Source organism: Butyrivibrio sp. VCD2006 (assembly GCF_000423925.1).
Lineage (GTDB): Bacteria > Bacillota > Clostridia > Lachnospirales > Lachnospiraceae > Butyrivibrio.
Map to the genome: position 1 here is coordinate 273324 of NZ_AUIX01000002.1, position 15489 is coordinate 288812.

12 protein-coding genes are annotated in these 15489 nt (G+C 43.4%); 11 read left to right on the plus strand and 1 reads right to left on the minus strand.

The features are described 5' to 3' along the window. Window positions 1-161 precede the first annotated feature (161 nt). The 5 genes from trxB to G586_RS0102760 all read left to right on the plus strand — a co-directional run bounded on the left by trxB (window position 162) and on the right by G586_RS0102760 (window position 7289). On the plus strand, window positions 162-1097 hold the full coding sequence (gene trxB, locus G586_RS0102740) for a thioredoxin-disulfide reductase (RefSeq protein WP_026526465.1): 936 nt from the start codon (window positions 162-164) through the stop codon (window positions 1095-1097). A 216-nt stretch (window positions 1098-1313) separates the two neighbouring features. Then, window positions 1314-2618 (plus strand): C40 family peptidase, encoded by a 1305-nt coding sequence (locus G586_RS0102745; RefSeq protein ID WP_026526466.1) that lies wholly within the window; start codon window positions 1314-1316, stop codon window positions 2616-2618. 650 nt (window positions 2619-3268) lie between these two features. Next, window positions 3269-3952, plus strand: coding sequence for a GntR family transcriptional regulator (locus G586_RS0102750; RefSeq protein WP_035772211.1), 684 nt, complete (start codon window positions 3269-3271; stop codon window positions 3950-3952). Window positions 3953-4163: 211 nt separating this feature from the next. Further along, entirely contained in the window at window positions 4164-5237 is a 1074-nt protein-coding gene (gene uxuA / locus G586_RS0102755; protein ID WP_026526468.1) for a mannonate dehydratase, read from the plus strand. 6 nt (window positions 5238-5243) lie between these two features. After that, window positions 5244-7289, plus strand: a complete 2046-nt coding sequence (locus G586_RS0102760; RefSeq protein WP_026526469.1) for an alpha-glucuronidase family glycosyl hydrolase — start codon at window positions 5244-5246, stop codon at window positions 7287-7289. Window positions 7290-7429: 140 nt separating this feature from the next. Here G586_RS0102760 and hpf read toward each other — a convergent pair whose 3' ends face one another. Next, window positions 7430-7960, minus strand: coding sequence for a ribosome hibernation-promoting factor, HPF/YfiA family (hpf, locus tag G586_RS0102765; RefSeq protein ID WP_026526470.1), 531 nt, complete (start codon window positions 7958-7960; stop codon window positions 7430-7432). 500 nt (window positions 7961-8460) lie between these two features. On the opposite strand from hpf, the gene G586_RS0102770 reads away from it, so the two are divergent. The 6 genes from G586_RS0102770 to G586_RS0102795 all read left to right on the plus strand — a co-directional run bounded on the left by G586_RS0102770 (window position 8461) and on the right by G586_RS0102795 (window position 15112). Beyond that, entirely contained in the window at window positions 8461-9636 is a 1176-nt protein-coding gene (locus G586_RS0102770) for an acetyl-CoA C-acetyltransferase (protein WP_026526471.1), read from the plus strand. A gap of 129 nt (window positions 9637-9765) precedes the next feature. Next, entirely contained in the window at window positions 9766-10560 is a 795-nt protein-coding gene (locus G586_RS0102775; protein ID WP_026526472.1) for an enoyl-CoA hydratase-related protein, read from the plus strand. A 210-nt stretch (window positions 10561-10770) separates the two neighbouring features. Beyond that, window positions 10771-11646 (plus strand): 3-hydroxyacyl-CoA dehydrogenase family protein, encoded by an 876-nt coding sequence (locus tag G586_RS0102780; protein WP_026526473.1) that lies wholly within the window; start codon window positions 10771-10773, stop codon window positions 11644-11646. Between the two features lie 180 nt (window positions 11647-11826). Then, window positions 11827-12987, plus strand: coding sequence for an acyl-CoA dehydrogenase (locus tag G586_RS0102785; protein WP_026523489.1), 1161 nt, complete (start codon window positions 11827-11829; stop codon window positions 12985-12987). Window positions 12988-13100: 113 nt separating this feature from the next. Then, on the plus strand, window positions 13101-13892 hold the full coding sequence (locus tag G586_RS0102790) for an electron transfer flavoprotein subunit beta/FixA family protein (protein ID WP_026526474.1): 792 nt from the start codon (window positions 13101-13103) through the stop codon (window positions 13890-13892). Window positions 13893-14065: 173 nt separating this feature from the next. Continuing rightward, window positions 14066-15112: an electron transfer flavoprotein subunit alpha/FixB family protein gene (locus G586_RS0102795; protein ID WP_026526475.1), complete on the plus strand. Its 1047-nt coding sequence runs from the start codon at window positions 14066-14068 to the stop codon at window positions 15110-15112. The last annotated feature ends 377 nt before the right edge of the window (window positions 15113-15489 follow it).

The following is a 15489-nucleotide window of genomic DNA, read 5'->3' on the forward strand; positions in this document are numbered from 1 at the left end:
TATGAATAATCGGGTACAGACAGATCAGTTAATTGTTTTTTTAATATTATATTAGCATAAAAGGTATTTACAAACCGAAATGAACGGATTATTATTTAGAATAAATAAAGATTGCACACAATTTAATTTTAGATACCAATTCTGAATAGGAGGTTATTAACATGAAAGATCTTATTATTGTAGGTTCCGGCCCTGCAGGCCTTTCTGCAGCAGTATATGCAAAGAGAGCAGGACTTGATACTCTCGTAATTGAAAAGGACCCTGTATCAGGGGGACAGATACTTATAACATATGAAGTAGACAATTACCTTGGACTTCCCGGAATCAACGGATTTGATATGGGAATGAAGTTCCGTGAGCATGCTGACAAGCTCGGTGTTGAGTTTGCAGAAGGATGTGTTTCTTCTATATTAAGGGAAAAAGAAGGAAGTGACACAGAGACTCCTGTATTCAAAATCGTTACAGATCAGGGAGAATATGAAACAAAATCAGTGATCCTTGCAACAGGTGCCGCTCACAATAAGCTTGGCATTAAGGGTGAAGAGGAATTCACAGGACGTGGTGTTTCATACTGTGCTACCTGTGATGGAGCATTTTTCAGAAATAAAGTTGCCGTTGTTAACGGCGGCGGAGATGTTGCAGTTGAAGATGCAATTTTCCTTGCAAGAGGATGCAGCAAGGTTTATCTAGTTCACAGAAGAGATGAGCTCAGAGCTGCCAAGATTCTTCAGGATGAACTGTTTGCCCTTGATAATGTAGAAATGATCTGGGACAGTGTTATCGAAGAAGTTAAGGGAGATAACAAAGTTTCTTCAGTTTTGGTTAAGAATGTTAAGACAGGAGAAACAAAGGACGTAGAAACTGATGCACTTTTTGTAGCAATTGGTATACATCCCCTCACCGAGAGTTTTGCCGGACTCTGTGATATGGACGATAGCGGATATATTATAGCTGATGAGGGCGGAGCGACATCCACACCCGGTGTTTTTGTAGCCGGAGATTCCAGAAAAAAGAGACTCAGACAGATCGTTACTGCAGTAGCTGATGGAGCAAATGCCGTAACATCAGTTCAGGATTTTTTCGTTGGAAAAAAATGATTTGGAAACGGACTGAAAAAATCCGAGTATCCGCATAAATACTGGGTTCGCGGGCATCGGTAAAATGACTTAATAAATTGCGCAATTCCAAAAATGGCTTATTTAAGCCTTGCAATTTTACTCTTAAAACTTCAAGAAAGGTTGACAAAACAAGCCTGACAGAGTATATTGTTAAAAGATGTAACAAATTTGTAACAAATGATTTGGAGGTTTGTTTTGCGAAAGACTAAAATGCAGCTCATAGCGATGGGGATTGCTGCTGCCGTAACTGTTGGAGGAAATGGTATTGATGTAAGTGCTTCAGCATCCAAGGTGACGAATGTATTGCCTTCCGCAGGTATCAGCTACGCGCTTACAGGAGATTCAGTATCTCTCTCCAATCTTGCAGGTGATAGTACAGATGATAAGGTTGCAGAGAGTGAAATTAAAGATTCTGCAGTAACTATAACAGAGACAACTCCTCTTGCATCTACATTGCAGGAGAACATTCTTAACGATATTCAGAGGGCTACGGGAGCTACAATTCCCGCTGAGGAACCCGGAACAGGAACACCTGAACCCACACCGGAGGAACAGGAAGAGGAACGTTTTAGATCACTCGTTATCGCTCAGGTTAATGATTACGTAAATGTTCGTGATAACCCGAGTGAAGAGGATGGCGAGATCATCGGTAAGCTTTATGATGATTCTGTAGGAACATTTATTGAAGAGACTGACGGATGGTATAAGATCAAATCCGGAAGAGTTGAAGGTTATGTTAAGGCTGAGTACTGTGTAACAGGTGAAGATGCCGTAGAACTTGCTAAGCAGGTTGGTAAGCGTATCGCTACTGTTACAACAACAACTCTTAAAGTAAGAAGTGGCCCCAGTACTGATGATGAAGTACTCGGACTTGTACCGATAGAGGACGAACTTGTAGTAACCGAAGAGCTTGATGGCTGGGTTAAGGTAAGCATCGAGGAAGGTGACGGTTACGTATCAATGGATTATGTAGAGCTTTCTACAGAGTTCGTTGAGGCTGAGTCCAAGGAAGAAGAGGAAGCACGTCTTAAGAAGGAAGAGGAAGCACGTCTTGCTGCTCTTGCTCAGGCTAAGAAGGGAACTAAGAAGTCATCAGATGGTGGTTCAAGTTCCAAGAGCTACAATTCAGCAGGAAGTTATACAACACAGTCAAGTTCAATCGGATCTGCAGTTGCATCCTTTGCAACACAGTTCGTTGGTAATCCGTATGTATATGGTGGATCCAGTCTTACAAACGGAACAGACTGCTCAGGTTTCGTTATGAGTGTATACGCTAATTTCGGTGTTAGCCTGCCTCACTCAAGTGGTGCTGACAGAAGCGTTGGTGCAGCTGTTGACGGTCTTGCTAATGCACAGCCCGGTGATATCGTATGTTACTCTGGTCACGTAGGTATCTACATCGGTGGCGGACAGATCGTACATGCATCTACAGCTAAGACAGGTATCAAGATTTCTGATGCAAGCTACAGACAGGTCCTTGCAGTAAGGAGAGTATTCTAACCTGAGAGCCAAGCGAATAAGAATTTAAAAGGTCAGCGGAATGCTTGCATTCCGGCTGACCTTTTTAAATTCTTATTCATTCGGCGAACAGCCGAAACGAGGAAATGCGTTAGCATTTTCGAGTCTGGCTCTCAGGGTTCCAATGTTTTTGATTTTCTTGTAGCGAAGCGATGTGCAGGTCACCTGACGAGGTATTTTCGAGTCTGGTGAAATGTCATACAGAGTAGAGCGGAACTTCATTGTGAAAAGTGGATTGACACATAAAAGGTCAGCGGAATGCTTGCATTCCGGCTGACCTTTTTCATTTTACGTGGTCAAATAAATGAGATGGCAACAAATTTGTTTGTGGGTAACATTTTTGTTGCCGACAACGTTAAAATGGGTAACCTGAAATCAGTCTAAACACAGGAACATAGCCTCGCAATATGCGGCGACAAGTCCGCAATAAAGTGACTTGACTGGTATACAAGCATATACGGTATACTAGATATATCGGTATATGTGGATTCTCAAGTGACTTCGCACAAAGAGATAGATGCTTTGGGCTTAGCGAAATGGTTGGTTCAACACGTGCAAATAATTCGTATTTAACGAGACAAAAACATATATTGACGATTGAGTAGACAGACAACTGAGAGGGAAACATCATTATGAAACAGGTAGAAAGACTTGCTACTGAGACAGCAAGAGAATATGCCTTCCGGGCAATCATGGAAAATATTATTTCACTTGATCTGGCACCGGGAACTGCTATCAGTGAGAATGAGATAGCGGGATTCCTTGGAATCAGTAGAACACCTGTGAGAGAGGCTATACAGGAACTTCACAAGGTTGCAATAATTGAGATTTATCCCCAAAGAGGAAGCTATATTTCACTTATAGATTCTAAGTTCGTTGAGGAAGCGGTTTTTCTCAGAAGAGTTCTGGATGTGGCTGTTATTGAAGAAGCCTGTGATCTGGCAACTGATGAGGACATTATGAAGATGGAGGAGAACCTGGCACTTCAAGAGTTTTACCTTCAAAACATGGCTACGGAGAAGATATATGAGCTCGATAATGAATTTCATCGCATCATATATGTGGCCGCCAGAAAAGAGACAATACACAAGATGCGAGGAACAATGATGATCCATTTTGACAGAGTAAGAGCGCTTTCAATGCTCACTGTCAAGGATACTAATATAGTAGGTGATCATAGGGAGATGCTTGAAGCAATTAAAAATAAGGATAAGGAAGAAGCCGGAAGGCTCGTTGAGAAGCATCTTAAGAGATACAAGATAGATCATGATGCACTGCTTGAAGCTCATCCCGAATATTTTAAGACAGATAATTAAGAATGGTTTCATTCAAGATGTCACAAATTGTTAAGAAAATATGACCAAATTCGCACCTGCGAATTTGGTTGTTTTTTTGTGTGGACAGGGCTGGACAAATATTCTAATATACTTGTATACAAGTAGAGAAGCTAAAGCGACTTACGGCACCTAAAAATAGAAAACAAACATGGGTGTCTATTATAGAAACAAGTATAGGAGAGTTTTAGATATGGAAATGACATTTAGATGGTTTGGAACAGGATTTGATACTGTAAGCTTGAAGCAGATCAGACAGATTCCCGGAGTGACAGGAGTTATTACTACTCTTTATGACACCACTCCCGGTGAGGTTTGGTCAAGAGAGAGAATCCGTGCACTCAAGGATGAGGTAGAAAGTGCAGGACTGCATATTGCAGGTATCGAATCTGTAAATATACATGATGCTATTAAAATAGGAAGCCCCGACAGAGATCAGTATATTGATAACTACATTGAGACTCTTAAAAATCTGGGCGAAGAGGATATTCATCTTGTATGCTACAACTTCATGCCGGTTTTTGACTGGACGAGAACTGAGCTTGCAAGAGTAAGACCTGACGGATCAACAGTACTTGCTTACACTCAGGCTGCAATTGATGCACTTGATCCTGAGGCTATGTTTGATTCAATAAGCAAGGATGCCAACGGTGCAGTACTTCCCGGATGGGAGCCTGAGCGTATGGCTATTATAAAGGAACTCTTTGAAAAGTATAAAGATGTAGATGAGGAGAAGCTCTTTGATAACCTCAAGTATTTCCTTGAGAAGATCATGCCTGTCTGCGATGAATATGATATCAATATGGCTATTCATCCTGATGATCCTGCATGGTCAGTATTTGGACTTCCTCGTATCATCATCAACTTAGAGAATATTCAGCGCATGATGAAGATGGTAGATAACCCGCACAATGGTGTTACATTCTGCGCAGGTTCCTATGGTACCAACAGAGAGAACGATCTTCCCGGAATGATCAGAGCACTTAAGGGTCGTATTCATTTTGCACACGTAAGAAACCTTAAGTTCCATTCTGATGACAACTTCGAAGAGGCTGCTCATCTTTCCAGTGATGGTGATTTCGATATGTACGAGATCATGAAGGCACTTTATGACATCGACTTTACCGGCCCTATCCGTCCTGACCATGGTCGTATGATCTGGGATGAAGTGGCAATGCCCGGATATGGTCTTTATGACAGAGCTCTTGGAGCAACCTACCTCAATGGATTATGGGAAGCAATTAAGAAAAATGCAGAAAGGAACTGATGACCTATGTGGACACAGTGTTGGCTAGATTATAAGGAAGGAAAAGAGAAGGCAGCAGAGTTTGAAAAGCTTTTTAGTGGTGTAGCTCTGCCGGAATCTTCTGAGGTCACAGCCGCTTTTGACGAAATAAATAAGGTATCCCGAATTTGGTTTGATAAGGATGTAAGGAAAGCTGATGAGAAGGACGCAGCAATAGTTCTTAAGCTTATATCAAAAGACGAATTTGCCGGATATGTAAATAAAGAAGGAACAGACCTCCAAAAGAAGAGCGTTGAGGATGCGGACATTTTAAGGGACTCCTATCGCATAAGCTATGATGACAATAGACTGGTAGTTGAGGCTACTTCCAGAGAGGGGCTTATTTTCGGTACCTTCAGGATGATAGCACTTATGAGGCTTGGCAAGCTCGAGGAAGGAAAGAGCTGCCTTGAAGTACCTTCAAATCCCATACGTATGCTTGATCATTGGGATAACATGGATGGCTCTATTGAGAGAGGCTATTCAGGCAGATCATTTTTCTATGTTAATAATGAAATCATTATTGATGACAGAACCAGAGACTATGCAAGATTACTTGCTTCAATGGGCATAAATGCAGTAGCTATAAATAACGTTAATGTTAAGGATGCTGCATGTGAGCTTATTGGTGACAGATTCCTTTCAAAGGTTAAGGAACTTACTGATCTCTTCGATTTTTATGGCGTTAAGATGTATGTGTGCATCAACTTCGCGAGTCCTATAGATACGCCTATCGGCTCCGCAGATCCTCTCAATGAGGAAGTGCAGGCTTGGTGGAACGCCAAGGCAAAGGAAGTTTATGACAGGATTCCTAATCTTGGCGGATTCCTTGTTAAGGCAGATTCTGAGGGAAGACCGGGTCCTATGACCTATGGCAGGACTCAGGCTGACGGCGCCAATATGCTGGCGAAGGCTCTGGCACCTTTTAATGCAACAGTTATTTGGAGATGCTTTGTATACAACTGTCAGCAGGACTGGAGAGATCTCACTACAGACCGCGCCAAGGCAGGATATGACTACTTTAGTCAGTTGGATGGCAGCTTTGCTGATAACGTAATTTTACAGATAAAAAACGGTCCCATGGATTTTCAGGTAAGAGAACCTGTATCACCGCTTTTCGGTGGTCTGTCTAAAACCAGACAGATGCTTGAGGTACAGATAGCTCAGGAGTATACAGGACATCAAATTGATCTTTGCTATCTCATGCCGTGGTTTAAGGAGATACTTTCTTTTGAGACATACCTTCCTGATGTGGAGGATTCCACTGTTGCCGGAATTATAAGCGGAAGAGCTGATAAGAAGCTTCGTGGTGGTATGGTAGCCGTAACCAATACAGGTAATGATGAAAACTGGACAGGAAATGATCTTGCAGCTGCAAACCTTTATGGATTTGGAAGACTTGCTTGGAATACAGAGCTTTCAGCAGAAGAAATCGTAGAGGAGTGGTCTGAGCTTACATATCCTATGATAAGTGCTGAGGACCAGAAGACTATATGCGACCTTGAGCTTGGATCCTGGAGAACCTATGAGAATTATACTTCTCCTCTTGGAATCGGCTGGATGGTAACTCCTCATGACCATTATGGTCCCTGTGTTGACGGATATGAGTATGACAGATGGGGAACATATCACCGCGCTGACTGGCAGGGAATAGGTGTTGAGAGAGGTCCTGAGGGAACAGGTTTTGCACTTCAGTATCGCTCGCCCAATAAAGAGAATTTCTCTGATCCTGCTACTACACCTGAGGAGCTCCTTCTGTTTTTCCATAAGACACCTTATACACATGTATTGTCATCCGGAAAAACCGTGATACAGCATATATACGATACTCACTTTGCAGGCTATGAAGAGGCAAAGGAGATGCTAAAAAAGTGGGAAAGCCTCAAGGGTAAGGTTCCCGCACGCGTTTATGATAATGTGTCTGAGAGATTTGAAAGACAGGTAAGAAATGCGAGAGAGTGGTGTGATATCGTAAACAGCTATTTCTATCGCAAGTGTGGAATTCCTGATGATCAGGGCAGAACTATATATTAAAATAATAATCAGAGAAGAGCATTAAAATAATAATCAGAGAAGAATATATTTATGCCTTCCCCCTTTTAGGGGGAAGGTGTCAGCGAAGCTGACGGATGAGGGAAATATAAAAGGCCGCCATTTGGCGGCCTTTACTGCGCTTATTCTTCCGGCTCGATCAAGCCATAGGTATTTCCTTTTCTCTTATAGACTACGTTAGGCTGGTCTGTCTCAGCATTGATGAATACGAAGAAGTTGTGTCCGAGAAGCTCCATCTGAATTGCTGCATCCTCAACATACATGGGTTTAAGATCAAACTTCTTAACACGCTCGATTTTGATTTCCTCATCATCGAAGTCTTCGTTCTCGATATATTCCTTCTTGAAGTTGCTGATCTCAGTCTGATGCTTGTTTACAAGCTTACTTCTGTATTTTTTCAGCTGGCGTTCAATGATCTCCTCCACCAGATCTATTGAAACATACATGTCGTTACTGACCTGTTCGGATCTGATGATCTTACCCTTAACGGGAATTGTAACCTCGATCTTATGGCGATCCTTGTCAGCGGTTAATGTTACATTGACGTTAGTCTCGGGTGTGAAGTACTTTTCAAGCTTTCCGATTTTCTCCTCCACAGCGGATTTAAGTCCGGGTGTTACATCGATGTTTTTTCCAATAATAGTGAATTTCATGCGATCATCCCCTTTGCAGTTTATTAACATTAGAATTTTGTCAGACAAAATTCTAAATTTATTAAACAAATTATATCATTCTTATGTTCGAATGTGCAATTTAATAAAAGGTTGTTTACAAATCTTTAACTTTTGTGAAAGTCGCACAAAAAATATGTTCACTTTAAATGGTGGAAAAATAATTTTTTGGTGTGGATTAATGTGGATGATGTGGATAACTTCGTGCATAACTGTCTGTTGAGCCATTTTATTTTCAAAAATTGTGGATAACTTTTTAAAACTTTCTTAATAATCAATGAATTTTTTATATTGACTTTTCAATTTATGTGCAATTAGAACAGCTTTATTAAAAATTCTAAAAAATATATATATTGACAGTGCTTTTCCTTGCAATAAAAATCGCACACATGCTATAATATATTCGTTGTGACAAAAAAATAACAAGCAACAGAAAACATAAAATTTGCGGACATAAAAGTCCCGAAACGGAGGTAGCATCTATGGCACAAAAGGTAGTATTAGCAGGCGCTTGCAGAACTGCAATCGGCAAGATGGGCGGAGCCCTTTCTAACACACCGGCAGCAGAGCTTGGATCAATTGTAATCAAGGAAGCACTTAACAGAGCAGGCGTTAAGCCTGAACAGGTAGACGAGGTTCTCATGGGCTGCGTTATTCAGGCAGGTCTTGGACAGAACGTAGCACGTCAGGCATCAATCAAGGCAGGTCTTCCTGTTGAGGTACCGGCAGTTACTATCAACGTAGTTTGCGGCTCAGGTCTTAACTGCGTAAACATGGCTGCTGAGAAGATTCTTTCAGGCAGCGCTGATATCGTTGTTGCTGGTGGTATGGAGAACATGTCTATGGCTCCTTTCGCACTTGATAAGGCACGTTTCGGTTATCGTATGAATAATGGCGTATTAAAGGATTGCATGGTTAACGATGCTCTTTGGGATGCATTCAATGACTATCACATGATCAAGACTGCTGATAACGTAGCAGAGCAGTGGAAGCTCACAAGAGAAGAGCTTGATGAGTTCGCACTCAAGAGCCAGCAGAAGTGCGAGGCAGCACAGAATGCAGGAAAGTTCAAGGATGAGATCGTTCCTGTACCTGTAAAGGTTAAGAAGGAAACAGTTATGTTCGATACAGACGAGGGTCCTCGTCCGGGTTCTACAATCGAAGGTCTTGCAAAGCTTCGTCCTATCAACGCTGATGGCGTAACAACAGCAGGTAACGCTTCAGGTATCAACGACGGTGCTGCAGCTATCGTTGTTATGAGCGAAGAGAAGGCTAAGGAACTTGGCATCACACCTATGGCTACATGGGTTGCAGGTGCTCTTGGCGGCGTTGATCCTTCAATCATGGGTGTTGGCCCTGTTGCTGCAACTAAGAAGGTTCTTGACCGCACAGGTCTTAAAATCGAGGATTTCGATATCTACGAAGCAAACGAAGCTTTCGCAGCTCAGTCTGTAGCAGTAGGTAAGGATCTTGGCTTCGACCTTGACAAACTTAATGTAAACGGTGGTGCAATTGCACTTGGACACCCTGTAGGAGCTTCAGGATGCCGTATTCTTGTTACTCTCCTTCATGAGATGCAGAGATCTGACAAGAAGCGTGGTCTTGCTACTCTTTGTATCGGTGGCGGCATGGGTTGTGCAACTATCGTTGAGCGCTAAAACTAAATGCAAAAAGGAAACGGTTTGTACCGTTTCCTTTTTATAACGAAAAAAGAATAAAAGGTATTTAGTTTTGCTTAAGCATTTACTGATACCTTTATTATAGAAACGAACAAGGAGGCAAAGAAAATGGGATTTGTAAATGTTGAAGTTAAGGATAAAATTGCTGTCCTTACAATCAACCGCCCTGAGGCACTCAATGCTCTTAACAGCCAGGTTCTTGACGACCTTAGCGCTGCTCTTGACAGCATTGATGTTAACACAGTAAGAGCTCTCGTTCTTACAGGTGCAGGGGAGAAGTCATTCGTAGCAGGTGCTGACATCGGAGAGATGAGCACACTTACCAAGGCTGAAGGTGAGGCTTTTGGTAAGAAGGGAAATGATGTATTCAGAAAACTGGAGACATTCCCTATTCCTACAATCGCAGCAGTTAACGGCTTTGCTCTTGGTGGCGGCTGCGAGATTTCCATGAGCTGTGATATTCGTATCTGCTCAGATAACGCTATGTTTGGTCAGCCTGAGGTTGGTCTTGGAATCACTCCCGGCTTCGGCGGCACACAGAGACTTGCTCGTCTCATCGGCGCTGGAATGGCTAAGCAGCTTATCTACACAGCACGCAATATCAAGGCAGACGAGGCTTTCAGAATCGGTCTTGTAAATGCAGTTTATACTCAGGAAGAGCTTCTTCCTGCAGCTGAGAAGATGGCAAACACAATTGCAGCACAGGCTCCTATCGCAGTTCGTGCATGCAAGAAGGCTATCAACGATGGACTTCAGCTTGATATCGATAAGGCAATTGAGCTTGAGGAGAAGATCTTCGGTGATTGCTTCGAGACAGAGGATCAGCGTGAAGGTATGGCAAACTTCCTTCGCAAGAAAGATGATCCGAAGAAGGTTAAGGTTGTAGACTTCCAGAATAAGTAATTCAGATAATTAGTTTTGAATAATCGATTTTTTGGATAGTTAGATTTGAATAATCGATATTTGGATAATTGATTGAAAAAAGTATAACATGATCCCTGCCTTCCCCTTGGGGGGAGGTGGCGCAAAGTATAACATAATCCCTGCCTTCCCCCTGGGGGGAAGGTGTCAGCGAAGCTGACGGATGAGGGGTAATAAATAGGAGGAATTAAAATGAAAGTAGCAGTTATTGGTGCCGGAACAATGGGCGCAGGCATCGCGCAGACATTTGCACAGGCAGATACAGTTGATAAGGTATATCTCTGTGATATTAAGACAGAGTTCGCTGAGGGCGGCTTTGCAAAGATTAAGAAGAGCATCGACAAGATGGTTTCTAAAGGAAAGATCGATCAGGCTAAGGCTGATGTTATCATCGGCAAGATCCAGACAGGTCTTAACGACATCTGTACAGATGCTGATCTTGTAGTTGAGGCAGCTCTTGAGGTTATGGATATCAAGAAGAACCTCTTCAAGGAACTCGAGGAGAACATCGTAAAGAATCCTGATTGCATTTTTGCATCTAACACATCATCTCTTTCAATCACAGAGATCGGTGCAGGTCTTCCTAAGCCGGTTATCGGTATGCACTTCTTCAATCCCGCTCCTGTTATGAAGCTGGTTGAGGTTATCCAGGGTGCTAACACACCTGAGTCTGACGTTGAGAAGATCAAGAAGATTTCTGAGGATCTTGGCAAGACTCCCGTTCAGGTTAACGAGGCAGCTGGTTTCGTTGTAAACCGTATCCTTGTTCCTATGATCAACGAAGGTATCTTCGTATATTCAGAAGGCGTTTCCGATATCCAGGGCGTAGACACAGCTATGAAGCTTGGCTGCAACCATCCTATGGGACCCCTTGAACTCGGTGACTACATCGGACTTGATATCGTTCTTGCAATCATGGACGTTCTTTACAAGGAGACAGGCGATTCCAAGTATCGTGCTTGCCCTCTTCTTCGTAAGATGGTTCGTGGTAAGAAGCTTGGTGTTAAGACTGGTATCGGTTTCTACGATTACAGCGACGGCGGCAAGGTGCCCACAGACAAAAAGTAATCACTTGGCGGCGTCCTTTGGCGCCTAGTGTACTACTTTGTTCGATCGAACGAAGTGAGAAGTCGAACTTCCTTTTTAAGGAATAAAAAATGCCCATATAAAGCCTTCTCCCTTTAGGGAGAAGGTGTCAGCGAAGCTGACGGATGAGGACTTTAAGAATACGAATGGAGGATTTTTTTCATGGATTTTCAGTTAGATCAGCAACATGAAATGGCGAGAGCTCTTTTCAAAGAGTTCGCAGAAAAAGAAGTTAAGCCCCACGCAATTGACGTGGATGAGACAGAGGTATTCCCGATGGAGACCGTTAAGAAAATGCAGAAGTACGGCTTCATGGGTATCCCGATTCCGAAGGAATACGGCGGACAGGGATGTGATCCTCTTACATATGCTATGTGCGTAGAGGAGCTTGCAAAGGTTTGCGGAACAACAGCAGTTATCGTTTCCGCTCATACATCACTTTGCTGTGATCCTATTCTTACATACGGTACAGAGGAGCAGAAGCAGAAGTTCCTCGTTCCCCTTGCAAAGGGTGAGAAGCTCGGTGCTTTCGGTCTTACAGAGCCCATGGCTGGTACAGATGCTCAGGGCGTTCAGACCAAGGCTGTTCTTACAGAAGATGGTAAAGAGTGGGTTCTTAACGGATCTAAGTGCTTCATCACAAACGGTGAGGTAGCTGATACTTATATCATCATTGCTTACACAGATATCGTTGAGGATAAGAGAGGCAGAAAGACAAAGAAGTTCTCAGCATTTATCGTGGAGAAGGGAACACCCGGATTCACATTCGGTACTAAGGAAAACAAGATGGGTATCCGTGGATCATCCACATACGAGCTCATTTTCCAGGATTGCCACATTCCTGCTGAGAACCTTCTTGGCGCTAGAGGAAAGGGCTTCCCGATCGCTATGCACACACTTGATGGTGGACGTATCGGTATCGCTGCACAGGCTCTTGGTATTGCTGAGGGTGCTCTTGATCGTACAGTTGAGTACGTTAAGGAGAGAAAGCAGTTCGGTCGTTCAATCGGTCAGTTCCAGAATACACAGTTCCAGCTTGCTAACATGGCTACTCAGTGTGAAGCAGCTAAGATGCTTGTTTATGCAGCAGCTGATGCTAAGAAGAACAAGGATCGTTACTCTGTAGAAGCAGCTAAGGCTAAGCTTTTCGCAGCAGAAGTTGCTATGGACGTAACAACAAAGGCTGTTCAGCTTCACGGTGGTTATGGTTACATCAGAGAGTACGAAGTAGAGAGAATGATGCGTGACGCTAAGATCACAGAGATCTACGAGGGTACATCTGAAGTTCAGAGAATGGTTATCTCTGGTGCTTTATTAAGCTAAGCTTATTAGCAATAATTATTAAACTTAGCGGATTAGCACGTTCTGCAAAAGTCGAAAGACGATTAGCAGAACTTCCTAAATGATCATTTACATTTTGTAAAAGGAGAATACAAATGAAAGTAGTAGTTTGCATAAAGCAGGTGCCCGATACAAAGGGCGGGGTTAAGTTTAAACCCGATGGAACACTCGACAGAGGAGCAATGCTTGCAATCATGAACCCTGATGACAAAGCAGGTCTCGAGGCAGCTCTTCGTCTTAAAGATGAATACGGCGCAGAAGTTACTGTTGTAACCATGGGTCTTCCCAAGGCTGAAGCAGTTCTTCGTGAGGCTATGGCTATGGGTGCTGACAAGGCAATTCTTGTTACAGACCGCGTACTTGGTGGTGCTGACACATGGGCAACATCTTCAACAATCGCAGGCGCACTTAGAAACCTTGAGTATGATCTCGTAATCACAGGCCGTCAGGCTATCGATGGTGATACAGCTCAGGTTGGTCCTCAGATTTCTGAGCACCTTGGTCTTCCTGTAATCTCTTACGCTGAAGAGATCAAGGTTGACGAGAAGGCTAAGACAGTTGTTGTTAAGCGTCAGTTCGAGGATCGTTATCACATGGTAGAGGCTAAGATGCCGTGCCTTATCACAGCTCTTGCAGAGCTCGGCGAGCCCAGATACATGACACCCGGCGGAATCTTCGATGCATTCGATAAGGAAGTTACCGTTTGGGGAAGAGCAGACCTTAAGGATGTTGAGGATTCTAACCTTGGTCTTAAGGGATCACCTACTCAGATCGCTAAGGCATCTGATAAGGTTAAGAAGGGCGCTGGTGAGAAGATCGTTGCTGATTCAGCTGACGAAGCAGTTGATTATCTGTTTGGTAAGCTCGAAGAGAAGCATGTAATCTGAGAACCTGCGAGCCGCGCAGTAATTTTTTGAAAGACAAAATTCTGTGCTTGCACAAAGAATTTTGGATTGAGAAAAATTGATATGTGGCGAACAGCCACAACGAGGAAATGCGTAGCATTTTCGAGTCTGCGCGTTCCAAGATGTGAATTAATAGATTAAAAGGAGAACAAAACATGTCTTTAGAAGAATATAAGGGTGTATTTATATTTGCTCAGCAGGTAGACAATGAGCTCTCAGGTATCGCACTTGAGCTCCTGGGCAAAGCAAAAGATCTTGCAAATGATCTTGATGAGAAAAAAGTTACAGCAGTTCTGCTTGGTGACAAGGTTGGTAACCTCGTAGACACACTTGCTGAGTACGGCGCTGACCGTGTCATCGTTGTTGATGATCCTGAGCTTAAGGATTATCGTACAGAGCCTTACACACACGCACTTGCATCAGTTATCAATGAGTTCAAGCCTGAAATCCTTCTGGTTGGTGCTACAGCTATCGGTCGTGACCTTGGTCCTCGTGTATCTTCACGTGTTCACACAGGTCTTACAGCTGACTGTACACAGCTTGATATAGGTGATTTCCCGCTTAACGCTGTTGAGGGTCAGGAGCAGAAGCATAAGCAGCTCCTTATGACTCGTCCTGCATTCGGTGGTAACACAATCGCTACTATCGCTTGCCCTGATTTCCGTCCTCAGATGGCAACAGTTCGTCCCGGCGTTATGCAGAAGATCGCTCCTGTAAAGGGCGCTAAGGCTGAGGTTGTTGAGTTCAATCCCGGCTTCGAGGAGAATGCTTGCTATACAAAGATCCTTGAGATCGTTAAGGCGGTTTCAGAGGTTGAGGATATCCAGGAAGCTAAGATCCTTGTATCTGGCGGACGTGGTGTTGGAAGCCCTGAGAACTTCAAGATCCTTGAGGACCTTGCTAAGGTTCTTCATGGAACAGTATCTTGCTCACGTGCAGTTGTAGATTCAGGCTGGAAGCCGAAGGATCTTCAGGTAGGTCAGACAGGTAAGACTGTTCGTCCTAAGGTTTACTTCGCAATCGGTATCAGCGGAGCTATCCAGCACGTTGCAGGTATGGAAGAGTCAGATCTCATCATCGCTATCAACAAGGATGAGAACGCTCCTATCTTCGACGTAGCAGATTACGGTGTAGTAGGCGACCTTAACAAGATCGTTCCTGCACTTACAAAGAAGCTCGAGGCTGCTCTTGCTGAAAAGTAATCACTAATTAAGGTCTTTAGAGCCCGGAGTATTTATATTCCGGGCTCTTTTTAGTTTGCGCGCCATGGGCGCACTCTAACAGGTGAAAGTCCTGAACACGCCCAGATAGTGGGAAGTGTATAGCCGAACAGCAAGGGTGTCCATCGCGAGATGGAATCTGAAGGAAGCTGTAAGCAAATCTCTGGTCCGACGGACAGAAATCACATATAAGGCTAGGCTACGAGAGATAAGTTGGCTAAAAGCAACGAAGTCTTATAACTATCACCTTTGTAGTAGCAGAGTAAATGTGGCGGATATATGGAGAGAAAGAGCGTGCACCTTAAGCGTGGAGGTCTCACAGAGGTTTCATTAGCCTAGTAACAACGAACTGTGAGAAG

Coding starts and splice junctions, on each gene's coding strand:
- trxB (WP_026526465.1), top strand. CDS start 162: ATGAAAGATCTTATTATTGTAGGTTCCGGCCCTGCAGGCCTTTCTGCA.
- G586_RS0102750 (WP_035772211.1), top strand. CDS start 3,269: ATGAAACAGGTAGAAAGACTTGCTACTGAGACAGCAAGAGAATATGCC.
- uxuA (WP_026526468.1), top strand. CDS start 4,164: ATGGAAATGACATTTAGATGGTTTGGAACAGGATTTGATACTGTAAGC.
- G586_RS0102760 (WP_026526469.1), top strand. CDS start 5,244: ATGTGGACACAGTGTTGGCTAGATTATAAGGAAGGAAAAGAGAAGGCA.
- hpf (WP_026526470.1), bottom strand. CDS start 7,960: ATGAAATTCACTATTATTGGAAAAAACATCGATGTAACACCCGGACTT.
- G586_RS0102770 (WP_026526471.1), top strand. CDS start 8,461: ATGGCACAAAAGGTAGTATTAGCAGGCGCTTGCAGAACTGCAATCGGC.
- G586_RS0102775 (WP_026526472.1), top strand. CDS start 9,766: ATGGGATTTGTAAATGTTGAAGTTAAGGATAAAATTGCTGTCCTTACA.
- G586_RS0102780 (WP_026526473.1), top strand. CDS start 10,771: ATGAAAGTAGCAGTTATTGGTGCCGGAACAATGGGCGCAGGCATCGCG.
- G586_RS0102785 (WP_026523489.1), top strand. CDS start 11,827: ATGGATTTTCAGTTAGATCAGCAACATGAAATGGCGAGAGCTCTTTTC.
- G586_RS0102790 (WP_026526474.1), top strand. CDS start 13,101: ATGAAAGTAGTAGTTTGCATAAAGCAGGTGCCCGATACAAAGGGCGGG.
- G586_RS0102795 (WP_026526475.1), top strand. CDS start 14,066: ATGTCTTTAGAAGAATATAAGGGTGTATTTATATTTGCTCAGCAGGTA.